Origin of the sequence: Microbacterium sp. CBA3102 (assembly GCF_007954505.1) — a bacterium.
In the GTDB taxonomy this organism is placed as follows: Bacteria; Actinomycetota; Actinomycetes; order Actinomycetales; family Microbacteriaceae; genus Microbacterium; species Microbacterium aurugineum.
Window position 1 is genome coordinate 2,927,668 of sequence record NZ_CP042412.1, and the last position, 25,473, is coordinate 2,953,140.

Below are 25,473 nucleotides of genomic sequence, written 5' to 3' on the forward strand. Positions count from 1 at the left end.
CCCCGGCGGGACTCCTACTGTGTGGACCAGACGCCGAGCTCGTTGCCCGTCGGGTCTGCAAAGTGGAGGCGTCGTCCACCGGGGAACTCGTACGGCGCCTGGAGGATCGTGCCGCCGGCCTTCTCGATCGCAGCCTGCGTGGCGTCGAGGTCTTCGGAGTAGAGGAGCACGAGAGGACCGCCGACCGGCCGCGGCTCATCCGCGAGCATCAGCCCACCGGATTCATTGCCGTCGTCGCGCGGTGAAACGATCCCTGCGTATCCGGGGCCGTAGTCGTGGAAGCCCCAACCGAAGGCCTCACGGAAGAAATCCTTCGACTTCTCCAGATCGGTGACGACGAGCTCGATGTAGTCCAGTGAGTGGTGCAGAGGTGAACCTGTCATGACGCCACCGTAGCCACCGTCACCGACAACGCTCCGAGGGCACTGAAGCCCGGTGGCAGAGGAGTAGCGTTGAGGCGTGCCGCCGGTCTCCCCCCCCCGTGTCGACCCCGGGGTTGCGCGCATGGATCATCTGGTCGGTCGGTGTCGCGGCCTACGTCCTCGCCATCACGAATCGCACGTCCCTCGGCGCGGTCGGCGTCGAAGCGGCGGACCGGTTCCAGGCGGATGCGTCGACGCTCGCCCTGTTCGCCGTGGTGCAGCTCGCCGTCTACGGCGGAATGCAGATTCCTGTCGGGGTGCTCCTCGATCGCTTCGGATCACGACCGATCATGACGGTCGGCATGCTGCTCATGGCGGCTGGTCAGCTGACGATGGCGCTGTCTCCGAACATCGGGATCGCGATCTTCGCGCGTGTGCTGCTCGGCGCCGGCGACGCCGCGATCTTCCCCGCCGTGCTTCGACTCGTCGCGACCTGGTTCCCCGCGCAGCGCGGACCGCTGATGGTGCAGTTCACCGGAATCATCGGCCAGGCCGGCCAGCTGATCGCGCTGGTCCCGCTCGCGGCGCTGCTCCACGCGACGACCTGGAGCATCACGTTCGGAAGCATCGCGGGACTCGGTCTGCTGTTCGCGATCCTCGTGGCGCTGGTCATCCGCAACCATCCCCCGGAGCAGGGCGCGGACGTCACCGTCAACACGGATACGGGTGTGGTCCGCGTCGTCACGTCTGCGATAGACACCGGTGTCGGCATACGCGCGGCGTGGGCTCACCCCGGCACCAGGCTCGCCTTCTGGTCGCACTTCACCACTCCCTTTGCGGGTACTGCTTTCGTGCTGCTGTGGGGAATGCCGTTCCTCACCGCCGGCGAGGGTCTCGACACCGCGCACGCCGCCGGCATCATCTCTGTATATGTCGTTGCGGGAATGTTTCTCGGGCCGATCATCGGCGACCTCTCCCGCCGACACCCGAATCACCGCTCACTCGCGCTCGTGCTCCCCGCCGTCGGCGTGCAGATGGCAGCGTGGATCGCTGTCATCGCTCTCCCCGGAGCGGCGCCGATCTGGCTCCTCTACGTGCTGGCGATCGCTCTCGCCACCGGTGGCCCCGCTTCGATGATCGCCTTCGACCACGCTCGGACGCACAACCCGAGTCATCGTCTGAGCACCGCGACCGGTGTCACGAACGCGGGTGGCTTCATCGCCGCATTGATCGCGATCTTCCTGATCGGACTCGCGCTCGACCTGCAGGGCGCGGGGACCCCGAGACCTATTCGCTGGAGGCCTTCAGGATCGCCTTCCTCATGCCCATCCCGCTGTGGATCCTCGGGGTGACCTTCATCCTGATCGAACGCAAACGCACTCGGATCCGCATCGGCCTCGATCCGGAACGTCGGCGCTGAGGGACGCTCAGCGGAGCAGGTGCTGGAGTGTCTCCACGATCAACTCGACGCTGACGCGCTCCGGCACCTCCGCATCGCCTGCTTCGAACTCCGCGAGTTCGATCCCCCGCACGGAGTCCGGCGGTAGCGCAGCGAAGATCGCGGCGATCTGGTGAGGCAGCAGTCCTCCCCCGACGCGGTACGCGGCAGGGATGTAGCCAGGCTCGAGGACGTCCCAATCGACGTGGATCCACACCGGGCGACCCGCGACCGACTCGAGGACGCGCTCGGGCGTGCTCTCCGACGGGGGGATGACGGTGACGCCGGCATCGGCGAGCAGCTGCTCCTCAGCGGTGTCGATGTCCCGGCCACCGACCACCACCACCTTTCTCGGATCGAGGCCCGCCCCGTGCCCGCTGTTCCAGAGCCCACACGCAGCGGCCAGGACCATACCTCCCAGATACCCGGAATCGGTCGTATCGGGTGTGTTGAAGTCGCCATGCGCGTCGATCCAGAGCACGACGGCCTCGGGATGATGCGCGGCCGCCGTCGGCAACGTGCCGAGGCTCGCCGCGCAGGTGTTGGTGATCAGAAGAGGCGTCGTGCCATCCGCGATGGCTTCGCTCACCGCGGTGCGCAGCCCTCTCAACGTCGTCTCCGCTTCGGGAAGTGCGACGGACCAATCATCGATCTCGCTCGGTGTCGGCGTGCCGATGATCAGCGGGTCGACAGCGAGAAGTGACGAGACCGCCTCGCCGACGCGTCGTGCACCCGCGAGCGCCCCATCGGTGCGGTCGGCGACGCGGCCCTGGGAGACGATGAGCGAATATTCCGATGCCATGGAACCAGCTTTCCACCCGTGCTGCTCCCCGCCAAAACCGTCGGACAGCGAGCCTTCCCTCTGCGGACTTCGGAGACTGCGAGAGAGACGTCACCGTCGACGCGGCGTCCAACCCGACGGAAGCGGCCCGTCCTGCACAGCACGCTCGCGGTCGGCTCGAGCCGACCACCCCTGCGCCTGTTCGAGCGTGTCGAACGCCCCTCGAGCAAGCCGGAGGCCGACGTCTTCGTGATGCATCCGCGGCGCTCCCCCTCGGCGGACCGAGGCGCGGACACTCCACGCATCGTCAGCGAATCCGCCCCCGCGGAACACCCGGTAGTCGTCGTAGCGGGCAGGATCCAGGAGGTCCCAGCACCACTCCCATACGTTGCCGAGGGTGTCGAAGAGACCGTGGAGGTTCGGGAGCTTCCCCCCGACATCTTGCGGAGACGAGACGCCGTCCGCGCTCGTCCACGCCGCATCGGCCAGAGGCGCATAGTGCGGCCCGGTCGACCCCGCCCGACACGCGAACTCCCATTCCGCCTCGGTGGGCAGTCGGTAGCCGTCGGCCGTCGTGTCCCAGGCGACCTCCTCGCCGTCGAACAGATAGACCTGGTCCAACCCTTCCCACTCGGAGGCGGCGTTGCAGAAGTGGACGGCGCGCAACCAGCTCAGGTCGGCTGCGGGGCGACGCGGGTGGCGCATCGGAATGCCCAGTACCTCGGTGAGCTGCGCCTCGGTCACGGGGTACACGCCGATCTCGTACGGCTCGAGCGTCACCTCACGCTGCTCGCCCCGTCGCGCATCGCGGAGGGTCACGACCCCGGCGGGGATTCGCGCGAGCTCGATGTCGGTCACTTCGCGTCACTCCGCGGCATCACGACGGGACCCGTTCGACCCAGGCCGGGTATTTCGCCGCACGGCCGTCGCCCGACGAGGTACGCGTCACTCGTCGGCGCACCCAAGGCCCGACGAACTCGCGGTAGTAGGCGAGGCCCGATGGTCCTGCACCCATGCGATCGCTCGGCGCCCACCAGGTCTCCGGAGGCTCGAACCCGAGCGCGTGGAGCACCCTGGCAGCGACACGGTGATGACCGGCCGCGTTCATGTGCAGACGATCGTCGGCCCAGTACGCGCCGCGAGAGAGTTCGCGATCGGGCCAGTTGAGCGCCCGGATGACGTCGGGGCGTCCTTCGATGCGTCGGAGCACCGCCTCGGAGAGCAGGTCTCCCCTGCGCTGGACGAGGGAACCCATCGGCAGCTGACCGCTCGGGTCCGCACCGGAAAGCAGGATCATGGTCACGCCCTCCTCGTCGCAGCGACGCAGCACCCGGCTGAAGGCGTCGGCGATGTGCTCGACGTCGGTACGCGGTCGCAGCATGTCGTTGCCACCGCCGTTGAAGGAGAGGTGGGTCGGGCGCAGCGCGAGCGCCGGTTCCAACTGCTGCTCGACGATCGGCCAGGCCAGCTTGCCCCGGATCGCGAGGTTCGCATACTGGATCGGGTATCCGGCTGCATCGGCCCATCCTTGAGCTGCGAGGTCCGCCCAACCGCGTTCCCGCCCATCCGGAAGGACGTCACCGACCCCCTCCGTGAAGGAGTCGCCGATCGCCACGAACCGCACATCTGCCATCGCCCCAGCCTATTGCGGGTCGGCGACAACGGGGATCAGCGATCGTCGAGCGCTCGCCCGCGCCGATCGACGAGCCCCCAGGCGGCGGCGGCAGCTCCGAGGAAGCATGCCCCGAAGACCGCGAACAGCAGCGGCGCTCCCCCGGCGACCAGCAGCACGGGAACGGACAGAGGAGCCACGATCGACGCGATACGGCCCACTCCGGCAGCCCAGCCCGCTCCTGTCCCCCGCAGCGACGTCGGATAGATCTCCGGCGTCACGGCGTAGAGCGCACCCCACGCACCGAGGTTGAAGAACGACAGCGCCATGCCCGCCGCGATGATCGCACCCTCTGTCGTCGCGGTGCCGAAGACCACGGCGGCGACCGCCGAGCCGAGAAGGAACACCGACAGCGTCACACGGCGCCCCCACACCTCGATCAACCACGCGGCGACCGCATAGCCCGGAAGCTGCGCCAACGTGATGATCAACGTGAAACCGAATGAACGCACCAGATCGAACCCGGCATCGACGAGGATGCTCGGGATCCAGATGAACGCTCCGTAGTAGGCGAAGTTCACCCCCAGCCACACCACCCACAGGCACAGAGTGCGCAGCCGGAACTCCGGGTTCCAGAGTGTCGCCAGCCGCGCCCTCGCCGTGACCGCGATCGCGCGGGAGGCGGGTTCCTTCCGGATCGCGGGTGCGACGTCCACACCGGCATCGGTCTCGAACGCCGACACGATGCGGTCTGCCTCCGCGATGCGTCCTCGTGAGGCGAGCCAGCGAGGTGACTCCGGCATGCGCCAACGTACGAAGAGTGCGTACGCCGCGGGGATCGCGCCCAGCGCGAACGCCCAGCGCCAGCCGTCGTCCGAAGCCGGGATGACCAGGAAGCCGATCACCGCGGCGGCGGTCCATCCGAGCGCCCAGAAAGCCTCCAGCACCACGATCAGGCGGCCGCGGATCCGCGCGGGTGCGAACTCGCTCACATAGGTCGACGCCACCGGGAGCTCTGCGCCGAGGCCGAGTCCCACCAGGAACCGCAGGACCAGAAGCGCCACCAGTCCTCCGACCAGGGCGCTGGCACCGGTCGCGATGCCGTACACGAGCAGCGTGAGGGCGAAGACCTGCCGCCGGCCGAAACGATCGGCGAGGAGCCCGCCGAGTGTGGCCCCGACGGCCATGCCGATGAATCCGACCGAGGCGATCCAGCCGGCCTCGCCTTTCGTCAGCCCCCACTGCTGCGTGAGCGCGGCGAGGATGAACGAGATCAGGCCGACATCCATCGCGTCCAGCGCCCAACCGACCCCGGACCCTGTCAGCAGGCGGAGGTGTCGACGTGTAAACGGCAGGACGTCCAGGCGCTCAGCCAGCGATGAGCGGCCCGGCAGGGCGGAGTTGGCCATGTTCTTCATCGTAGAGCCGAGCGCCTGACGTCCTGCGCGTGATGTCGTCAGTCCTGCGCGTCGAGGATCCGCTTCACGCGCGGGATCACTTCGGTCCCGTACAGCTCGATGCTGCGCATCATCGACTCATGCGACAGGGTGCCGGTGGCGTACTTCAGGTCGAACCGGCCGAGACCGAGGGTCGTGATCGTGCCTGCGATCTTCGCGGCGACGCGGTCCGGTGAGCCCGCGTAGATCGCGCCCTCCGGCCCGACGTCGTTCTGGAAGCGCGCGCGACTGTACGCCGGCCATCCGCGTTCCCGGCCGATGGTGTTGTTCATCGCTTCGAACCCGGAGTAGGCGGCGTCCCAGGCTTCCGCATCCGTCTCGGCGATGTGGCCGGGCGAATGCACCGAGACAGGGTGCGAGGTGTTTCCGAAAGACGCGACAGAGCGGTGGTACAGATCGACGAAGGGCTTGAACCGCGCCGCCGGCCCGCCGATGATCGCGAGCATCAGCCCCAGGCCATGGCGCGCGACCCGTACGACGGACTCCGGGCTGCCACCCACCCCCACCCAGGTACGAAGACCCTTATCGGTCTTGGGGAACACGTTCGCATTCTCCAGCGAGGCGCGCATGGTGCCCGACCATGTCACGGGCTCCTCCTTGAGGAGTTCGACGAACAGCTCGAGCTTCTGCTCGAACAGCGCGTCGTAGTCCCGCAGGTCGTAGCCGAAGAGTGGAAAGGACTCGATGAAGGAGCCGCGGCCGAGGACGACCTCGGCTCGGCCGTTCGAGAGGGCGTCCAAGGTCGAGAAGCGCTCGAACACGCGGACCGGATCATCCGAAGACAGCACCGTCACCGCCGTGCCGAGGCTGATGTGTTCGGTGCGGGCAGCGATCGCGGCGAGCACCATCTCCGGCGCGGACACCGCGAACTCTTCGCGGTGGTGCTCCCCCACCCCGAAGAAGTCCACCCCGACCGTGTCTGCGAGCTCAGCCTGCTCCACGACGTTGCGGATCGTCTGCGCCCCGGTCAGGAGCTTCCCGCCCGCGTCCCTCGTGATGTCGCCGAAGGTGTCCAGTCCGAATTCGATGCCCATGTCATCCCTCTCTATTCAGGTGAATGAACACTCGTGGGCCGGATCCCATTCCCGTCAGCGTGGGAGCAGAGCGCTGCGCAGCGTGTCGAGGCCGACGCCGCCCAGGTCGAGCGCCTTCTTGTGGAAGTCTTTGAACGAGAAGGCATCTCCCTCGGCGGCACGGACTCCGTCGCGCACCTGCTCCCAGATGCGCTGACCGACCTTGTACGACGGCGCCTGGCCCGGCCAGCCGAGGTAGCGGTTCACCTCGAACTGCACGAACTGATCCGACATGTTCACGTTCTGGCGCATGAAGTCGAGTGCGTACTCCGCGTCCCACACTCCGGTGCCGTCGAGACGCGGCTTGCCCAGGTGCACACCGATGTCGAGGACGACGCGGGCGGCCCGCATCCGCTGTCCGTCGAGCATGCCGAGCCGGTCGGCGGGGTCGTCCAGGTACCCGAGCTGCTCCATCAGACGCTCCGCGTACAGAGCCCAGCCCTCGGCATGACCCGAGGTTCCCGCGAGCAGCCGACGCCAGGAATTGAGCTCGGCCCGGTTGTACACCGCCTGAGCGATCTGCAGATGGTGACCCGGGACGCCCTCATGGAAGACTGTGGTGAGCTCCCGCCACGTGTCGAACTCCGTGACGCCCTCGGGGACGGACCACCACATGCGACCGGGGCGTGAGAAGTCGTCGGTCGGGCCGGTGTAGTAGATGCCGCCCTCCTGCGTGGGGGCGATCATGCACTCGAGCGTGCGAATGGCTTCGGGGATGTCGAAATGCGAGACGCCGAGTTCCGCGACCGCGCGGTCGCTCGTCTCCTGCATCCACTTCTGGAGAGCGTCGGTGCCGACGAGCTTGCGCGCGGGGTCGGCTTCCAGGTGGGCGACCGCTTCCTCGACGGACGCACCGGGGAGGATCTCGTTCGCGATCGCGGTCTGCTCCTCGACCATGCGCGCGAGCTCCTCGCGCCCCCACTCGTAGGTCTCGTCGAGATCGATGGTCGCCCCGAGGAAGCGACGCGAGTTGAGCGCATAGAGGTCACGCCCCACTGCGTCGTCGTCGCCTGCGGCAGGAGCGAGCTCCTCCGCGAGGAAACGGCGCAGTTCGTCGTAGGCGACACGGGCCGAGGCCGAGTTGTCGGCGAGAGTGCGGGCGAGAGACGCGGGCAGCTGCCCCTCCTCGGGGTCTGCGTTCGCGACGAACGCAGCGAAGAAGCCGTCATCGGCGGTGTAGCGATCGATCTGCGTCGCCACCTCGGTCACCTGCCTGCGCGCCGGCACGATGCCCTCCGCGATACCCGTCCTGAGGGTCTCGACGTAGCCGCGAAGGGCATCGGGCACCGCGGCGAAGCGGGTCGCGATCACGTCCCAGTCCTGCACCGTCGCCGTGGGCATCAGGTCGAACGCCGCGCGCACATCCTGTGCGGCAGAAGCGATCACGTTGAGATCGCGCAGGTGCCACTTCGCGTCGTGCAGCTCGAGGTCGAGCCGGAGCTCGGCACCGAGGTCGGTCTTCGTCACCTCGTCGATCGCGTCCACGGGCTCGAGCGCGGAGAGCTTGTCCAACGTCGCACGCGTCGCCGCAGCGATCTCCTCATGACCGGCGGGGCTCAGGTCGCCGAAGCGGTCGTTCACCTCGTCGCGCCCGATGTAGGTGCCGAGAGTGGGTGCCAGAACCGCGATCGTGTCGACCCATTCATCGGCGACGGCGTCGATGGCGGAAGGGGTGCGGGGAGCTGAAGTCATAACTGCCAGCCTAGCCCCGGCCCCTCCCGCGGCGGAGGTCAGTGCGCGGCTTCGTTCCAGTCACGGCCGCGGCCGACCTGAACATCGAGCGGCACCGACAACTGTGCGGCATCACCCATTCGAGCGCGCACGATCTGCTCCGTGGCGTCCCACTCCCCCGGGGCGACCTCGACGACGAGTTCGTCATGGATCTGGAGCAGCACGCGCGAGGACAGCTGCTGGGAGCGAAGGTCGTCGTGGATGTGAAGCAGCGCGATCTTCATGATGTCGGCGGCGCTCCCCTGGATCGGCGCGTTGAGGGCAGCGCGCTCAGCGTTCTCACGCAGTACCCGGTTCGGGCTCGCGAGATCAGGGAACGGCCGACGGCGCCCGAAGATCGTCTCGGTGTAGCCGACCTCTTTCGCCTTCATGACCGAGGCACGCAGATAGTCGCGCACCGCGCCGAATCGTGCGAAGTACTCCACCATCAGCTGCTTGGCCTCGGACTGCTCGATGCGCAGCTGCTTCGAGAGCCCGAACGCCGAGAGTCCGTAGACGAGGCCGTAGGACATCGCCTTCACCTTCGTGCGCATCGCCGGAGACACCTCGCTGGGCTCGACCCCGAACACGCGGGCGCCGACGAACCGGTGCAGGTCCTCGCCACTGTTGAAGGCCTCGATCAGCCCCTCGTCGCCGGACAGATGGGCCATGATGCGCATCTCGATCTGCGAATAGTCGGCCGTCAAGAGAGCGTCGTACCCCTCGCCGACCTCGAATGCGCTCCGGATACGGCGCGATTCCTCCGTACGCACCGGGATGTTCTGCAGATTGGGATCGGTACTGGACAGTCGCCCGGTCTGGCTCCCCGTCTGCACGTACGTCGTGTGCACGCGGTGGTCGTCGCCGATCGCCGTGTCGAGGGACTCGATGATCTGCCGGAGCTTGGTGGCCTCACGGTGCTGCAGCAACAGGCTGAGGAACGGGTGCGGGTTGCTCTCCTGCAGGTCGGCGAGTACCGCGGCGTCGGTGGAGTAGCCGGTTTTGGTCTTGCGGGTCTTCGGCAACTGCAGGTCTTCGAACAAGACCTCCTGCAGCTGCTTGGGCGAACCGAGATTGAATTCACGACCGACGACCGAGAACGCCTCCTGCGCGAGTCCCTCGGCGCGAGCGGCGAGCTCGCCGGAGAACGTGGAGAGCACCTCGTGCGAGACCGCGACGCCCGCGACCTCCATGTCGGCGAGTGTGAGCAGGGTCGGCAGTTCGATGTCGACCAGGACAGCGGCGACCGACTCGGGGATGTCTTCACGCAGCGCATCGGCGACGCGCAACGCGAACCATGCCTCCTGCGACGGTGTGGCTCCCTCGGTCTCGGGCACCAGCTGGGACGGGTCGGCCTCGGGCAGCTTCTCGCCGAGGTAGCGCTCGACCAGGTCGGACAGGGTCTTGTCGGGGAAGCTCGGCCGCAGGAGCCACCCGGCCAGGCTCGTGTCATAGGCGAGACCGCGGAGGCGGATTCCCTGACGGATCAGGGCCTTCACCTGCGGCTTCGCATCGTGCAGCACCTTCGGCGCGTCGGACTCGATCCATTCGCGCAGAGCCTCTGCGGCGCTCTCCGTCCAATCCGACTCGCGGAGGTCGGTGAGAGTCGCGGCGCCGATCCGTGTGGGCGAACCTCCCTGCGTCATGATCCGCAGAGAGACATCGCCGTCCTGCGCGACAGCCCAGGCCGCCAGCTCCGCGGGTGACGTCTCGACCGGTGCGGGCACCACGACGACCGACGCCGGGTCGTCGGCGACCTCCCCGGCTCCGACGGCCTCGAACACCCGCGGTAGCAGGGTGCGGAACTCGAGCCGGGCGAAGATGTCGCGCACGGCCTGCGCATCGATTGGTGCCACGGCCAGGTCGGAGGGCCCGACCGGGAGCTCGACATCGGTGAGGAGACGGTTGAGCTTGCGGTTGCGTCGGACATCGTCGATGTGGTCGCGGAGGTTGCCGCCGACCACTCCCTTGATCTCGTCGGCACGGGCGATCAGCTCATCGAGCGATCCGAACTGCGTGAGCCACTTGACCGCCGTCTTCTCCCCGACCTTCGGAACACCGGGCAGGTTGTCGCTGGTCTCGCCGACCAGGGCCGCGATGTCGGGGTACTGCTCGGGACGCACACCGTAGCGCTCCTGCACCGTTGTCGGGTCGTAGCGCTTGAGTTGCGAGACGCCCTGCACCGACGGGTAGAGCAGCGTGACGTCGTCGTTCACGAGCTGGATGGTGTCACGGTCTCCGGAGACGACGAGCACGTCGAAGCCCTGCTCGGCGCCCTGTGAAGCGAGCGTCGCGAGGATGTCGTCGGCCTCGATCCCCTCCTTCGTCAGGACAGGGATCGACATGGCGGCGAGGCAATCCTGCAGAAGCGGGATCTGACCCTTGAACTCCTGTGGCGACTCGGAACGCGTGGCCTTGTACTCGGAGTACTCCTCCGTGCGGAACGAGTGACGCGAGGTGTCGAAGGCGATCGCCAAGTGCGTCGGCTGCTCGGCTTTGATGAGGTTCACCAGCATCGAGAGGAAGCCGTAGATGCCGTTGGTGTGCTGATTGTCCTTGGTCGTGAAATTGTCGACCGGGAGCGCGAAGAAAGCGCGGTAGGCGAGCGAGTGGCCGTCGACGACCATGAGGGTAGGCTTTGCGGAGTCCGTCACCCTGTCAGCCTAACGAGGACGACAGACACCCGCTGAGGAGGATGCATGAGCGACGTCGCGACGAGCGAGGGACTCGACTGGGCCACGGCCCGCGGAATGGGTGCCCTGGCCGAGAAGATGGGCATGGAGTTCGTCGAGTTCGGCATCGACCGCTGTGTCGCGACGATGCCTGTCGAAGGCAACACCCAGCCGGTCGGCCTCATGCACGGTGGCGCGTACGTGGTGCTCGGCGAATCGCTCGGTTCGATGGCGGCGAACCTGCACGCCGGTACCGGTCGTCTCGCCGTCGGCGTCGACATCAACGCGACGCACACCCGATCGGCCACGTCGGGCGTCGTCACCGGCGTATGCACACCGGTGCACCTGGGACGGAGCATCACCGTGCACGAGATCGTGGTGACCGACGATCAGGGACGCCGCTGCTCCACGATCCGCATCACCAACATGATCAAGGACCTTCCCGCCGCGAACTGAGCGGTTCCTCGAGCAGTCGCTGGAACAGCAGGTGGTCCTGCCACTCCCCCGCGATGCGGAGGTACTTCGGCGCCATGCCGATGCGCTCGAAGCCGTTGCCGACCAGCACGCGTTGGGAACCGAGGTTGTGCAGCAGGGTGGCGGCCTGGAGCCGGTGAAGGCGGAGCTGCGTTCGTGAATACTCGATGAGCTGAGCGACGGCGCGACTCGCGAGGCCGCGACGCAGCCGCGTCGCATCGACCCAATAGCCGAGGTCAGCGCTCCAGAACGCCCCCCGGACGATGTTGTTGATGTTCATCCGACCGCGGATCTCCCCGTCATCGGATTCGATGACGAAGCGGAGACTCCGCCCGGCGTCCGCGTCTTGCACGCAGAGCTGGGCGTGCTGCTCCTGCGCGGCGACGGTGAAGAACGCCTCCGAGCGCGTCGGCTCCCACGGCGCGAGATGTTCGCGATTCGCGACATACGCGCGGGCGAGCGCAACCCCATCCCCCCGCCTCACCGGCCGCAGGATGTGCTCGGTATCGAGCCGGATCGCGCCGGCGCTCACCGCTACTTCTTGGGGGCGAGCTGCTCGATGATCGCCTTGGCGACGTCCTGCATCGTCAGACGGCGGTCCATCGACGCCTTCTGGATCCAGCGGAACGCCTCAGGTTCGCTCAGGCCCATCTTCTCGTTGAGCAGACCCTTGGCCCGGTCGACGAGCTTGCGGGTCTCGAAGCGCTCGACCATGTCGGCGACCTCGGCCTCGAGCGTGATGATCTGCTCGTGACGAGCCAGCGCGATCTCGATCGCGGGCAGGAGGTCGTTCGGGGTGAACGGCTTCACGACGTACGCGAGAGCACCGGCCTCGCTCGCGCGCTCGACGAGCTCCTTCTGGCTGAACGCCGTGAGCAGGACGACCGGCGCGATATTGCCCTTGTGCAGCTTCTCCGCAGCGCTGATGCCGTCGAGCTGTGGCATCTTGACGTCCATGATGACGAGGTCCGGTCGGAGCTCGGTCGCCAGAGCGACCGCGGTCTCTCCATCCCCCGCCTCGCCCACGACATCGAAGCCGTTGTCGCGAAGGATCTCGACGATGTCGAGACGGATCAGCGACTCGTCTTCAGCGACGACGACGCGTCGGGGTGCGGATGACGTGGGCTGCTCAGCCTGCTCTTCTTGCTCTGTCACACAACCATCCTAGTGGAGAGCCCCTGTTCGCAGGCCCCAGGCGGTCGGCGCGGAGAATCCGGCTCTCGTGCTGCGCTAAAGTCGTAGACGCGACACACGAGCCGGCGTGGCGGAATGGCAGACGCGGAGCACTCAAAATGCTTTGTCCGAAAGGGCGTGTGGGTTCGAGTCCCACCGCCGGCACCGTTTGATGAAGAGAGCCCTCAGGGCTCCTCGGCGAGGACAGCCAGCTCGGCGAGCACCCGGGGATGCGCGAGGATCCGGAAATGCCCCCCGGTGTCGAGGCGGACGTTCTTGGCACCGACGAGTTCGCTGCCCTCCGGGATGTGCGGGTCGAATTCCGCGTAGATCGAGACGATCCGATCGTTCACCGACCGTCTCTGTGTGAGGCTCACGATTCCCGGGTCATCGGGGGCAAACTCCCGCAGCGTCCGCGAGAGCATCAAACGGGCATAGCTCGAACCGCCGAACGGTGTCGCGATCGCCAGCATCGAGCGCACACGGCCGGCCGCCGGTCCCGTCATGACCAGCTTGCCCGCGAGCCCGCCCTTGCTGTGGGCGACCAGGATCACATCCGTGAGGTCATGGCGCTCCAGGAAGTCCCCGACGCTCTGCGCCATCTCCACCACCGGACGTCGATTGCGATGGAGGGTGTCGACGACCTGGACCGGATGGCCTCGCTCATGCATCGCCGCGACGAGCGGCTGCATGAACTTCCACGTCTCGTAGACGCCGGGAAGGACGACGATCCGTGCACCGCTCCCGGAGGTGAACGACGCAGGATCCGTGCGGTCGAACATCGCGCGCAGCTGCCAGAACCCCGCGTACGCGTAGTCCGCGCACCACCACCCCGCCTTCCTCAGCGCGCCGATGACGTGCTCCTCAGAAGACGATGCGGACCCATGAGGGAAAACTACCGGATCGCGCATCGAGGGGGCGGAGCCGAAGCTCCGCCCCCTCAATGCGCGATGTCAGACGCCGGCCTTGTAGATCGGTGCCGCGCCGCGGATCGCGTCGCCGACCTTGTGCACGCGCAGGTCGTTTGTCGATCCGACGATTCCGGGAGGGGAACCGGAGATCACGACGACCTTGTCCCCCTCTTGTGCGAGACCGTTGCCGAGCAGATACTCGTCCACCTGGTGATACATCAGGTCGGTGTGCTGGACCATGTCGACCAGGGTGGAGCGGATGCCCCAGGTCAGAGCCATGCGGCGACGGATTCCCGGCTCCGGGGTGAACGCGATCATCGGGATGCGCGAACGCAGACGCGACAGACGACGCGCGGAATCTCCGGACTGCGTGAACACGCAGAGGAACTTCGCCTCGACGAACTCCGCCACCTCGAGAGCAGCGAGCGTGATCGCGCCTCCCTGCGTGCGGGGCTTGGTCGTCAGCGGCAGGATGCGCTCCAAGCCGTGCTCTTCCGTGGAGGCGATGATCCGTGCCATGGTCTCGACGACCACGACCGGGTAGTCGCCGACACTGGTCTCACCGGAGAGCATGACGGCATCCGCACCGTCGAGGACGGCGTTCGCGACGTCCGAGGTCTCGGCACGCGTGGGAACCGGGCTGCTGATCATCGACTCGAGCATCTGCGTCGCGACGATCACCGGCTTGGCCATCCGGCGAGCGATCTCGACGGCGCGCTTCTGCACGATCGGCACGGCCTCGAGCGGAAGCTCGACGCCCAGGTCACCACGGGCGACCATGATCGCATCGAACGCGTCGACGATCTCTTCCAGCGCATCGACGGCCTGCGGCTTCTCGACCTTGGCGATGACGGGAACCTTGACGCCCTCTTCCGCCATGATCTCGTGAACGCGGGTCACATCGGCGGCATTGCGCACGAACGACAGCGCGATCAGATCGGCGCCGATGCGCAGTCCCCAACGCAGGTCGTCTTCGTCCTTCTCGCTGAGAGCGGGGACGTTGACGGCGACACCGGGGAGGTTGATGCCCTTGTTGTTGGAGACGGCGCCGGCCACGATGACCTTGGTGGTCACCGTGACGCCGTCGGTCTCGACGACCTCGACGCGGACCTTGCCGTCGTCGATCAGCAGGAAGTCGCCCGGCTTGACGTCCTGCGGGAGACCCTTGAAGGTCGTTCCGCAGATCTCCTTGTTGCCGATGATGTCTTCGGTTGTGATCTTGAAGATGTCGCCCTTGGCGAGCTCGTACGGCCCGTCCTCGAACTTGCCGAGGCGGATTTTCGGCCCCTGCAGGTCGACGAGGATCGCGACGGCCCGGCCGGCATCCTCTGCGGCACGACGCACGTTCGCGTAGTTGTTCTCGTGGACCGAGTAGTCGCCGTGGCTGAGGTTCAGTCGCGCGACGTCCACCCCCGCATCGATCAGTGCGCGCACCGTCTCATACGTGGAAGTTGCGGGGCCCAAGGTGGCGACGATTTTCGCGCGTCTCAACAGATACTCCAGGGTAGAAATGGGGGATGTAAATCAGGCGACGGTGCCGGCCTCAGCCTACGCGGGCTGGAGACCGATCGCGACATCACTCGGTCGCACCGGCTCGGGAAGCACGGTGGTGCCCATCAGGAAGCGATCGACGTTCGCGGCAGCGGCGCGACCCTCGGCGATAGCCCACACGATGAGCGACTGACCGCGACCGGCGTCTCCGGCGACGAACACTCCGGGAACCGTCGACTCGTACGACGAGTCGCGGCGGAAGGCGCCACGGTCGGTGACCTGCGGAAGCGTGTCTTCGGTGTACCCCTCCTGCTCGGGTCCGGTGAAGCCCATCGCGATCAGGACCAGATCCGCGGGGATCTCTCGCTCGGTGCCGCTCTTGGGGACGCGGTGGCCGTCGACGTACTCGGTCTCGGCCACGCGCAGCGCACGCACCTCACCGACGTCGTTTCCGAGGAACTCGACGGTGGACGCGAGGTACACCCGCTCTCCGCCCTCCTCGTGGGCGGACGACACCTCGAAGATCGTCGGCATCATCGGCCACGGCTGGTGGTCCGGACGGACGTCGCCCGGCTGCATGCCGATCGCCAGGTTGGTGACGCTGAGAGCGCCCTGACGGTGCGCGGTTCCGATGCAGTCCGCGCCAGTGTCTCCACCGCCGATGACGATGACGTGCTTGCCCTCCGCGCTGATCTGGTCGGTGACCTTGTCGCCCGCGACCGCGTGATTGGACTCGACGAGGTACTCCATGGCGAAGTGCACGCCGTCGAGGTCACGGCCGGGGATGGCGAGGTCACGCGGAACCGTGGACCCCGTCGCGATGACGACGGCGTCGTAGCGGGCACGCAGGTCGGGCCAGGAGATGTCCTTGCCGATCTCCACACCGGCACGGAAGCGCGTGCCCTCCTCCTGCATCTGGCGAAGGCGCGATTCGAGCTGCGTCTTCTCCATCTTGAAGTCCGGGATGCCGTAGCGCAGCAGGCCGCCGATGCGGTCGTCCCGCTCAAATACCGCGACCGTGTGCCCGGCGCGGGTGAGCTGCTGGGCGGCAGCGAGACCCGCGGGGCCCGATCCGACCACGGCGACCGTCTTTCCCGTGAGGCGCTCGGGCGGCTCCGGCTCGACCCACCCCTTCGCGAAGGCCTCATCGATGATCGAGACCTCGATCTGCTTGATCGTGACCGCCGGCTGGTTGATGCCGAGCACGCACGAGCTCTCGCAGGGCGCGGGGCACAGCCGCCCCGTGAACTCCGGGAAGTTGTTCGTGGCGTGCAGGCGCTCGATCGCCGCGCGGCCCTCACCGCGCCAGGTGAGGTCGTTCCACTCGGGGATCAGGTTGCCGAGCGGGCATCCCTGATGACAGAACGGCACGCCGCAGTCCATGCAGCGTCCGGCTTGACGACGCAGGACCTGCTTGTCGCCCGGCTCGTAGACCTCTTTCCAGTCCATGATGCGCACAGGCACCGGACGTCGTGCGGGAAGTTCCCGCTCGGTCACCTTCAGAAAGCCTTTGGGGTCAGCCACCGGTCACCTCCAGGATGCGGTTCCAAACGATGTCGCCGTCGGGGTCGATCCCCTCGGCCAGTGCTTCTTCGCGCATGCTCCGCACCGCGGCGAAGTCGCGAGGAAGTACCTTCACGAACTCCGCGGCGACATCATCGAAGTTCTCGAGGAGCGCGGAGGCCCGCGGTGAGGCCGTGCGCTCGGCGTGCGCGACCAACAGGCTTCGCAGCACCTCGAGATCTGCGCGATCGAGTGGTTCGAGCCGCAGTTCTCCACTCCCGAGCGACTGCGCGTTCACCTTGCTGGTGTCGAGGGCGTGCACGTAGGCCACTCCCCCGGACATACCGGCGCCGAAGTTGCGGCCGGTCGAGCCGAGGATCACGGCCAGACCACCCGTCATGTACTCGAGCGCGTGGTCGCCCACTCCCTCGACGACGGCGGTCGCGCCCGAGTTGCGGACGAGGAAGCGTTCGCCGACGACACCGGAGATGAACATCGTCCCCGACGTCGCGCCATAGCCGATCACGTTTCCGGCGATCACGTTGTCCTCCGGAGCGATGGAGGACCCGCGAGGCGGGCGGATCGTGATGTCCCCACCGGACAGCCCCTTGCCGACGTAGTCGTTCGCGTCGCCTTCGAGCCGGAGCACGATGCCCGGCGGCAGGAACGCGCCGAGCGACTGCCCCGCGGTGCCGTGCAGCGTGACGTCGATGGTTCCCTCGGGGAGGCCTGCGGCGCCGTGGCGTGACGTGACCTGATGCCCCAGCATCGTCCCCACGGCACGCTCGGTGTTCGCGATGGGCAGCTCCGCCACGACGGGTTCGCCGTTGAGCAGCGCCCCCTTCGCGATGTCGATGAGCTGCACGTCGAAGTGCTTCTCGAGTTCGTGATCCTGCGCGCGGCCGCTGCGACGCGGCTCGCCCGCCGGGAAGGCTGGGCCTTCGAGCACGGGTGTCAGGTCGAGACCCTCTGCCTTCCAGTGCTCCACGGCGGCGTTCACCTCGATGAGATCGGCGCGCCCGATCACCTCGTCGAGAGAGCGGTATCCCAGCTCGGCGAGGAGTTCGCGCACCTCTTCGGCGATGAACTCCATGAAGTTCACGACGAACTCCGGCTTTCCTGTGAAGCGCTCGCGCAGCACCGGGTTCTGGGTCGCGACGCCGACCGGGCAGGTGTCGAGGTGGCAGACCCGCATCATGATGCAGCCGCTGACCACGAGGGGCGCCGTCGCGAAACCGAACTCCTCCGCGCCCAGCAGCGCACCGATGATCACGTCACGACCGGTCTTGAGCTGACCGTCGACCTGCACGACGACACGGTCCCGCATGCCGTTGAGCATGAGCGTCTGCTGGGTCTCGGCGAGACCGAGCTCCCACGGCGTGCCGGCGTGCTTGAGCGAGTTCAACGGGCTCGCTCCAGTTCCACCGTCGTGGCCGGAGACGAGAATCACGTCGCTCAGAGCCTTGGCGACACCCGCCGACACCGCACCGATGCCCGACTGGCTCACCAGCTTGGTGTGGATACGCGCCTCGGGGTTCGCCCGCTTCAGGTCGAAGATCAGCTGCTTGAGGTCTTCGATCGAGTAGATGTCATGGTGCGGCGGTGGCGAGATGAGACCGACACCGGCCGTTGCGTGACGGGTGCGGGCGACCCAGGGGTAGACCTTGGTCGGCGGCAGCTGTCCTCCCTCGCCGGGCTTGGCCCCCTGAGCGAGCTTGATCTGGATGTCGTCCGCCTCGGTGAGATAGAGGCTGGTCACACCGAAACGTCCGGAGGCGACCTGCTTGATCGCGCTGCGGCGTTCCGGGTCGACCAGGCGATCCGGATCCTCACCGCCTTCACCGGTGTTCGACTTCCCGCCGATCCTGTTCATGGCGATCGCGAGCGTCTCGTGCGCCTCCCGGGAGATCGAGCCATAGCTCATCGCCCCCGTCGAGAACCTCTTGACGATCGCGGACACCGGCTCGACCTCGTCCAGCGGGACGGGCTTGCGGGTGCCGGTGCGCAGCGTGAACAGCCCGCGCAGCGTCTTCAGCTCTGCCGCCTGCTCATCGACGAGCTTCGTGTATTCCCGGAAGATGTCGTAGCGACGCGTGCGGGTCGAGTGCTGAAGCTTGAACACTGTCTCCGGGTTGAACAGGTGCGGAGAGCCGTCACGGCGCCACTGGTACTCGCCACCGGTCCACAGACGCTCGTGCGCACGCGCCGCCGCGTCCTCCGGATAGGCGTAGTCGTGACGCGCCTGGTTCTCGGCGAAGATCTCCTCGATGCCGACGCCGCCGAGCTTGGACTCGGTGCGCGTGAAGTAGGCGTCGATGAACTCCTGGCTGAGGCCGACGGCCTCGAACACCTGAGCGCCCGCGTAGGACGACACGGTGGAGATGCCCATCTTCGACATGATCTTGAGCACGCCCTTGCCGAGGGCGTAGATCAGGTTCTTGACCGCCTTCTCGGGCGTGATGCCGTTGATGTAGCCGGTGCGTACGAGGTGCTCGACCGTCTCCATCGCGAGATACGGGTTCACCGCAGATGCGCCGTAACCGATCAGCGTGGCGACGTGGTGCACTTCACGCACGTCACCGGCCTCGACGATGAGCCCGACCTTCATGCGGTTCTCACGCCGGATGAGGTGGTGGTGGATCGCCGACACCATCAGCAGGGACGGGATCGGGGTGAGGTCCTTGTTCGAGTCGCGGTCCGACAGGATGATGAACTCGGCGCCGTTCTCGATCGCCTCGTCAACCTCCGCGCACATCTCCGTGAGACGGTCCTGCAGGGTCTGGGGACCCGCATCGAAGTGGTAGAGGCCGCGGATGGTCACACTCGACCGGCCGGGCATCGCCTTGTCGATGTGACGGATCTTCGCGAGCTCGTCGTTGTCGATCACGGGGAAATCGAGCGACACGGTGCGGGTGTGCTCCGGCCCCCAGGAGAGCAGATTGCTCTCGGGCCCGAGACCCAGCTTGAGACTCGTGACGACCTCTTCACGGATCGAGTCGAGCGGCGGGTTCGTCACCTGTGCGAACTGCTGCGTGAAGTAGTCGAAGAGCAGTCGCGGACGCTTGCTGAGCACCGCGATAGGCGTGTCGGAGCCCATGGCACCGAGGGGCTCGACGCCGGTCTGACCCATCGGGGTGAGCAGGATGCGGACTTCTTCCTCGGTGTATCCGAAGGTCCGCTGACGGCGGGTGATCGAGGCCGGAGGGTGCACGATGTGCTCGCGCTCCGGCAGCTCGGCGAGACGCACGGCGCCGGCATCCAGCCACTCCTGCCACGGGTGCATGGTGGCGAGGTCGCGCTTGATCTCGCTGTCCTCGACGATGCGACGCTGTGCCGTGTCGACGAGGAACATCTTTCCGGGCTGCAGTCGGCCGCGACGCTTGATGCGCTCCGGCTCGAACTGCAGCACACCGGTCTCGGAGCCGATCACGACCAGACCGTCGGTCGTCTCCGTCCACCGTCCCGGGCGGAGACCGTTGCGGTCGAGTGTGGCGCCGACGAGCGTGCCGTCGGTGAAGATGAGGGCAGCGGGACCGTCCCACGGCTCCATCTGGTTCGAGTGGTACTCGTAGAACGAACGCAGCTCCGGCGAGATGTCGGTCTGCTTCTCATAAGCCTCGGGAACCATCATCATGATGGCGTGCGGCAGGCTCCGTCCGGTGAGTGTGAGCAGCTCGAGCACCTCGTCGAAAGAGGCGGAGTCGCTCGCGCCGTCGGTGCAGATCGGCAGCAGCGGATCGATGTCGCCGAGCAACTCCGATTCCAGCTGCGACTGGCGCGCACGCATCCAGTTGCGGTTCCCGCCGACGGTGTTGATCTCACCGTTGTGCGCGAGCATCCGCAGCGGCTGCGCGAGCGGCCATGACGGGAAGGTGTTCGTGGAGTACCGGGAATGCACCACCGCGAGCTCGGACGCGAAACGCTCGTCCTGCAGGTCGGGGTAGAACGGTTCGAGCTGCAGCGTCGTGACCATGCCCTTGTAGCAGAGCGTGCGGGCCGAGAGCGAGACGAAGTACGCGCCGAGTTCGTGACCTGCACGCTTGCGCAGGCGGTAGGCGACACGGTCGAGGGCGATGCCCGTGAGCGGCGCATCGGCGTGGGTCGCTCCCCCGGCGCTCACGAAGAGCTGCTCGAAGGCGGGACGCGCCTCATCGGCGAGCTTGCCGAGGTTCTCGTTGGCGGTAGGGACATCGCGCCATCCGAGGACGCGGAGTCCTTCGGAGCGGGCGATCTTCTCGATCCCGGCCTTCTGCTGACGACGCTCGCTCGAATCGCGAGGCAGGAACGCCAGCCCCGCGGCGTACTCGCCCACCGGCGGCAGCTCGAAGCCGACCACAGCGCGGAGGAACGCATCGGGCATCTGCGTCAGGATGCCCGCACCGTCTCCGGTTCCGGCGTCGGAACCGATGGCACCACGGTGCTCCAGATTGCGAAGAGCCTGAAGGGCCAACGCGATGATGTCGTGCCCGGCTTCGCCGCGCAGCGTCGCGACCATGGCCAGGCCGCAGGCGTCCTTCTCGAACGCCGGGTTGTACATGCCCTGCTTCGGGGGGTATGCGCCGGAGGCGCCGTAAGGGGGCTGGAAGTACACCAGTTACCGTCCTCAGATCGTCGAGTGAAACCCGGGGACGACGTCGGCCCGCTCGTTCAGTGCAATGGTTCTCCCGCCACGAGGCGGCGTTATCGAGAGCCGTCCTCGCTCGTGGGAGCAGTGCTTGTGGCGGTGGCTCCTGCGGTGACTTCTTCGGTCGGAGGCTCGCTCACGTCTACGAAGTCAGAGGGATTGTTCTGCGATTGTACATCAGCGTCCGCGTCGGTCCGTTCGCGGCCCGGCTGATACGGCGAGGGCTCGAGACCGGGGTGGCGACGCGTCTGCACGATGAGGATCGCGAGACCCACGAGGACGCCGATGATGGCCGCGAGGACGTTGCTGCGCAGCCCCAGGATGATCTCGCTCGGGTCGATGCGGATCGACTCCCAGACGATGCGTCCCGCGCTGTACCAGATGAGGTACATCGCGAACAGGCGACCCCACTGGAAGAAGAGCTTGCGACCGAGCCAGAGCAGGACGATGACGCCCAGCCCGTTCCACAGCACCTCGTAGAGGAAGGTCGGGTGGAACAGCGTGCCCTCGGGAAGACCGGGAGGGAACGCGGAGTTCGTGGACTCGATCTCCAGCCCCCACGGCAGGTCGGTGGGGAGGCCGAAGAGTTCGTGGTTGAACCAGTTGCCGAAGCGTCCCATGGCCTGCGCCAGCAGCAGCCCCGGCGCCAGAGCGTCGGCGAACGTCCAGAAGCGGATGCCGGTCCAGCGGCAGCCGAGATACGCACCGATCGCGCCACCGATGAGCGCACCGAAGATCGCGATACCGCCCTCCCAGATGGCCCACACCGAGCCCGGTTGGAAGGGGTTCCAGGTGTTGATGCCCTCGCCGAAGTAGTCGTTCGGGTGGGTGAGGACGTGGAAGATCCGGGCGCCGATGATCGCCAGGGGCACCGCGAGGATCGAGATGTCGATCACGACCCACGGCTCCGCACCGCGCTTGGTGAGACGGTGGTTGGTCAGCAGCGTCGCGGCGATGATGCCCGCGATGATGCACAGCGCATAGAAGTGGATCCGTATGGGCCCGAGGTCGAAGTAGGACACCGGGGGGCTCGGGATGCTGGCGAGCACACCGGTGAAGGTGCTGTGGAGCGCGAGTGACATGAGTGCGATTCTAGTTCTCGTGATCGGGGCGCGCCGACGAGGTGCCGGCGGCCAGGTTGCGGGTGACCTCGGCGAGGGCGGGGACGCCGCCGTCGCGCAGGGCACGGACGAGGGCTGTGCCGACGATGGCACCGTCGGCGTACTCCGACACCCCGGCGATCTGCTCGGCCGTGGAGATGCCGATGCCCACGCACGCGCGTCGGGCGCCGTGCGCGCGCAGACGTCCGACGAGGGTGCGTGCGGCGCGGTCGAGTTCGGCGCGTTCGCCCGTGATACCCATCGTCGAGACGGTGTACACGAACCCGGTGGACGACTTCACGACGAGGTCGAGCCGCTCGTCGGAGGAGGTGGGCGCAGCCAGGAACACGCGGTCGAGGCCCGTCCGCTCGCTCGCGGCGATCCACTCCCCCGCGGCATCGGGCGTGATGTCGGGCGTGATGAGTCCGGCGCCGCCCGCGGCGAGCAGGTCATCCGCATAGCGGTCGACGCCGTACTGCATGACCGGGTTCCAGTACGTCATGACGAGGACCGGCACATCGGTCGCAGCCGTGATGGCGCGGATCGCCGTGAAGAGGTCGGCCATCCGGAAGCCCGCGGCCAGAGCCGTGGTGGTCGCCTCCTGGATGATCGCGCCGTCCATCACCGGGTCGCTGTACGGCGGCCCCAGCTCGATGATGTCGACACCGTTCTCGGCGAGGGCGATGGCCGCCTGGATGCTCGTCTCGAGGTCGGGGAATCCGACGGGCAGGTAGCCGACGAACGCGCTGCGGCCGGCGTCGTGGGCGCGCTGGATCGCCTGTTCGACTCGGCTCATAGCTGGGGCTCCCCCTTCGATGCGAGCTCTTCCTCGGCGCTCTCCTCCGCGACTTCGTGGGCCAGAGCGGCCTGGTCGTAGAGCTCGAAGTAGCGGGCTGCGGTGTCCATGTCCTTGTCGCCACGACCCGAGAGACACACGGCGATGAGTCCGTCGGGACCGAGCTCGCGCCCGACGCGCAGCGCACCGGCGAGGGCATGGGCCGATTCGATGGCGGGGATGATCCCCTCCGTCCGACTCAGCAGACGCAGAGCCTGCATGGCTTCGTCGTCGGTCGCCGGGATGTACTCCGCGCGGCCGATGTCCGCGAGCCAGGCGTGCTCCGGGCCGACACCGGGATAGTCGAGCCCTGCGGAGATCGAGTGCGACTCGATCGTCTGGCCGTCCTCATCCTGGAGCACGTAGGTCTTGGCGCCGTGCAGCACACCGGGCCGCCCACGCTCGATCGATGCCGCGTGCTTCTCGGTGTCGACGCCGTCACCCGCCGCCTCCACGCCGTAGAGGGCGACGCCCTCATCGTCGAGGAACGCATCGAACATGCCGATCGCATTCGACCCGCCGCCCACGCACGCGAGGACCGCATCGGGGAGCCGTCCGACCTCGTCGAGGAGTTGCGCACGCGCCTCCTCGCCGATGATCTTCTGGAAGTCGCGGACCATCGCCGGGAAGGGGTGCGGTCCTGCGGCGGTGCCGAAGATGTAGTTGGTGGTCTCGACCGACGCCACCCAGTCGCGGTAGGCATCGTTGATCGCGTCCTTGAGCGTGCGGGAACCGGACGTCACCGGAACGACCTCCGCACCGAGCAGGCGCATGCGGGCCACGTTGAGCGCTTGACGCTCGGTGTCGACCTCACCCATGTAGATCGTGCAGTCCAAGCCGAACAGCGCCGCAGCGGTGGCGGTCGCGACGCCGTGCTGTCCAGCGCCCGTCTCGGCGATCACACGGGTCTTGCCGAGCCGCTTGGTCAGCAGCGCCTGTCCGAGGACGTTGTTGATCTTGTGCGAACCCGTGTGGTTGAGGTCTTCCCGCTTGAGGAAGACGCGTGCCCCACCGGCGTGCTCGGCGAACCGCGGCACCTCGGTGATCGCGGACGGCCTCCCGGCGTACGAGCTCAGCAGGTGCGCGAGCTCAGCCCGGAAATCCGGGTCGATGATCGCCGCCTCGTACGCCACGGTCAACTCGTCGATCGCGGCGATGAGCGACTCGGGCATGTAGCGCCCGCCGAATTCGCCGAAGAAGGGACCGTGCTGGTCGCGCAGGCTCATCATGCCTCCAGGAAACGCGTGAGAGTGGCGACGGGGTCGCCGGTGACGAGAGCCTCGCCGATCAGGACGACGTCGGCGCCGGCGGAGCGGTAGTGCGCGACGTCTTCGGGGGTGAGCACTGCGGACTCCGCGATCTTCACCGCGGTGTCCGGGATCCGATCCACCAGGCGACCGAACAGGTCGCGGTCGAGTTCGAGTGTCTTCAGATCACGCGCGTTCACACCGATCAGCGGAGAACCGAGGTCGATGGCGGCTTCGAGCTCCTCGGCCGAATGCGTCTCGACGAGGGGGGTCATGCCGAGTTCGGTGATGAACCCGAAGAGGTCGCGAAGCACTTCGGCGTCGAGACCGGCGACGATGAGGAGGACGAGATCGGCGCCCGCGGCACGGGCCTCGAGGACCTGGTAGCGGGTGGCGATGAAGTCCTTGCGCAGCACCGGCAGCGAGACCCTGGCGGTGACCGCCTCGAGGTCGGCGAGGCTCCCCCCGAATCGACGTTCCTCGGTCAGCACGCTGATCGCCGAGGCGCCTCCCTCTTCGTAGAGAGATGCCTGGAGCGCCGGGTCGGGGATCTCCGCGAGAGCGCCGCGCGAGGGGCTCGCGCGCTTGACCTCGGCGATGATCTTCACACGATCGGCCGGCGCGAGGAACGCCAGCGCGTCCTTCGCGGCGGGACGCGCGAGCGCATCGCGCTCCACGGCGGCCAACGGGCGCGATGAGGCGCGACGCTCAGCGTCTGCGACAGCGCCGGCCGTCAGGTCGGCGAGGACCATTAGTGCGCCTTCGGAGCGTACTTCGGACCCTTCACGCCATAGCCGGCCTTGGCCAGCACCCAGCCCATGATCGCGCCGATGGGAACGAGAGCGATCGAGATCATCACGAGGACCGGCTGCTCGAAGCAGAACGCGACAGTGGCGGCGGCGACGCCGACCAGCATGATGACGACGGCGGTCCAGGCGGCAGGCGAATGTCCGTGGCCGGGATCGGCGATCGGGTTGGTCATGTTCTCCTCCGGGGGACGACGTGCAGTT

Annotated in this window: 20 protein-coding genes, 1 tRNA gene and 1 pseudogene; 3 read left to right on the plus strand and 19 right to left on the minus strand. The window is 67.3% G+C overall.

All coding sequences use genetic code 11. The annotated features are described in order from the left end of the window. Positions 1 to 14 precede the first annotated feature (14 nt). Entirely contained in the window at positions 15 to 383 is a 369-nt protein-coding gene (locus tag FGL91_RS14025; protein ID WP_047519583.1) for a VOC family protein, read from the minus strand. A gap of 125 nt (positions 384 to 508) precedes the next feature. On the opposite strand from FGL91_RS14025, the pseudogene FGL91_RS14030 reads away from it, so the two are divergent. Then, positions 509 to 1,782: pseudogene (locus tag FGL91_RS14030) on the plus strand (MFS transporter). Positions 1,783 to 1,789: 7 nt separating this feature from the next. Here FGL91_RS14030 and FGL91_RS14035 read toward each other — a convergent pair. The 7 genes from FGL91_RS14035 to polA all read right to left on the minus strand — a co-directional run bounded on the left by FGL91_RS14035 (position 1,790) and on the right by polA (position 11,087). Continuing rightward, positions 1,790 to 2,602 carry an arginase family protein gene (locus tag FGL91_RS14035; RefSeq protein ID WP_131491025.1) on the minus strand — a complete coding sequence of 271 codons (813 nt, stop codon included), beginning with the start codon at positions 2,600 to 2,602 and terminating at the stop codon, positions 1,790 to 1,792. Between the two features lie 90 nt (positions 2,603 to 2,692). Beyond that, complete coding sequence (locus FGL91_RS14040) at positions 2,693 to 3,439, minus strand: formylglycine-generating enzyme family protein (RefSeq protein ID WP_131491026.1); 747 nt, start codon at positions 3,437 to 3,439, stop codon at positions 2,693 to 2,695. Between the two features lie 19 nt (positions 3,440 to 3,458). After that, positions 3,459 to 4,214 (minus strand): SGNH/GDSL hydrolase family protein, encoded by a 756-nt coding sequence (locus FGL91_RS14045; RefSeq protein ID WP_194239228.1) that lies wholly within the window; start codon positions 4,212 to 4,214, stop codon positions 3,459 to 3,461. Between the two features lie 35 nt (positions 4,215 to 4,249). Further along, on the minus strand, positions 4,250 to 5,602 hold the full coding sequence (locus FGL91_RS14050; protein ID WP_153244121.1) for an MFS transporter: 1,353 nt from the start codon (positions 5,600 to 5,602) through the stop codon (positions 4,250 to 4,252). Positions 5,603 to 5,649: 47 nt separating this feature from the next. After that, complete coding sequence (locus FGL91_RS14055) at positions 5,650 to 6,684, minus strand: LLM class flavin-dependent oxidoreductase (protein WP_153244122.1); 1,035 nt, start codon at positions 6,682 to 6,684, stop codon at positions 5,650 to 5,652. Positions 6,685 to 6,738: 54 nt separating this feature from the next. Then, positions 6,739 to 8,415 carry a DUF885 domain-containing protein gene (locus tag FGL91_RS14060; RefSeq protein WP_153244123.1) on the minus strand — a complete coding sequence of 559 codons (1,677 nt, stop codon included), beginning with the start codon at positions 8,413 to 8,415 and terminating at the stop codon, positions 6,739 to 6,741. 38 nt (positions 8,416 to 8,453) lie between these two features. Then, on the minus strand, positions 8,454 to 11,087 hold the full coding sequence (gene polA, locus FGL91_RS14065; protein ID WP_194239229.1) for a DNA polymerase I: 2,634 nt from the start codon (positions 11,085 to 11,087) through the stop codon (positions 8,454 to 8,456). Positions 11,088 to 11,132: 45 nt separating this feature from the next. Between polA and FGL91_RS14070 the strand changes: the two genes are divergently transcribed. Beyond that, entirely contained in the window at positions 11,133 to 11,561 is a 429-nt protein-coding gene (locus FGL91_RS14070) for a hotdog fold thioesterase (protein WP_153244124.1), read from the plus strand. Here the strand turns inward: FGL91_RS14070 and FGL91_RS14075 are convergent. Further along, the gene (locus tag FGL91_RS14075) at positions 11,536 to 12,111 is read right to left on the minus strand and encodes a GNAT family N-acetyltransferase (protein WP_153244125.1); all 576 of its coding nucleotides are present in this window, start codon (positions 12,109 to 12,111) and stop codon (positions 11,536 to 11,538) included. The two genes, FGL91_RS14070 and FGL91_RS14075, sit on opposite strands and share 26 nt — an antisense overlap. A gap of 2 nt (positions 12,112 to 12,113) precedes the next feature. Next, the gene (locus tag FGL91_RS14080) at positions 12,114 to 12,734 is read right to left on the minus strand and encodes an ANTAR domain-containing response regulator (RefSeq protein WP_017830602.1); all 621 of its coding nucleotides are present in this window, start codon (positions 12,732 to 12,734) and stop codon (positions 12,114 to 12,116) included. A gap of 100 nt (positions 12,735 to 12,834) precedes the next feature. Between FGL91_RS14080 and FGL91_RS14085 the strand changes: the two genes are divergently transcribed. After that, positions 12,835 to 12,917 (plus strand) — tRNA-Leu (locus FGL91_RS14085). Between the two features lie 20 nt (positions 12,918 to 12,937). On the opposite strand, the gene FGL91_RS14090 is transcribed toward FGL91_RS14085, so the two are convergent. From FGL91_RS14090 to FGL91_RS14130, 9 genes are all read right to left on the minus strand, one after another. After that, positions 12,938 to 13,663, minus strand: coding sequence for an esterase/lipase family protein (locus FGL91_RS14090; protein ID WP_153244126.1), 726 nt, complete (start codon positions 13,661 to 13,663; stop codon positions 12,938 to 12,940). A gap of 42 nt (positions 13,664 to 13,705) precedes the next feature. Beyond that, the gene (gene pyk, locus FGL91_RS14095; protein WP_131491032.1) at positions 13,706 to 15,154 is read right to left on the minus strand and encodes a pyruvate kinase; all 1,449 of its coding nucleotides are present in this window, start codon (positions 15,152 to 15,154) and stop codon (positions 13,706 to 13,708) included. Between the two features lie 57 nt (positions 15,155 to 15,211). Continuing rightward, positions 15,212 to 16,678 (minus strand): glutamate synthase subunit beta, encoded by a 1,467-nt coding sequence (locus FGL91_RS14100; protein WP_153244127.1) that lies wholly within the window; start codon positions 16,676 to 16,678, stop codon positions 15,212 to 15,214. Next, complete coding sequence (gltB, locus tag FGL91_RS14105; RefSeq protein WP_153244749.1) at positions 16,671 to 21,194, minus strand: glutamate synthase large subunit; 4,524 nt, start codon at positions 21,192 to 21,194, stop codon at positions 16,671 to 16,673. Before gltB ends, FGL91_RS14100 begins: the two co-directional genes overlap by 8 nt. A 143-nt stretch (positions 21,195 to 21,337) precedes the next feature. Further along, a complete protein-coding gene (gene lgt, locus FGL91_RS14110) occupies positions 21,338 to 22,363 on the minus strand; it encodes a prolipoprotein diacylglyceryl transferase (protein WP_047519559.1) in 1,026 nt (341 codons plus the stop codon). 10 nt (positions 22,364 to 22,373) lie between these two features. Further along, positions 22,374 to 23,177 (minus strand): tryptophan synthase subunit alpha, encoded by an 804-nt coding sequence (trpA, locus tag FGL91_RS14115; protein WP_153244128.1) that lies wholly within the window; start codon positions 23,175 to 23,177, stop codon positions 22,374 to 22,376. Then, on the minus strand, positions 23,174 to 24,442 hold the full coding sequence (trpB, locus tag FGL91_RS14120; protein ID WP_131491108.1) for a tryptophan synthase subunit beta: 1,269 nt from the start codon (positions 24,440 to 24,442) through the stop codon (positions 23,174 to 23,176). Before trpB ends, trpA begins: the two co-directional genes overlap by 4 nt. Beyond that, positions 24,442 to 25,215 (minus strand): indole-3-glycerol phosphate synthase TrpC, encoded by a 774-nt coding sequence (gene trpC / locus FGL91_RS14125; RefSeq protein ID WP_047519553.1) that lies wholly within the window; start codon positions 25,213 to 25,215, stop codon positions 24,442 to 24,444. The genes trpB and trpC overlap by 1 nt, the downstream gene beginning before the upstream one ends. Continuing rightward, positions 25,215 to 25,445: an HGxxPAAW family protein gene (locus FGL91_RS14130; RefSeq protein ID WP_047519551.1), complete on the minus strand. Its 231-nt coding sequence runs from the start codon at positions 25,443 to 25,445 to the stop codon at positions 25,215 to 25,217. The genes trpC and FGL91_RS14130 overlap by 1 nt, the downstream gene beginning before the upstream one ends. Positions 25,446 to 25,473: the final 28 nt, after the last annotated feature.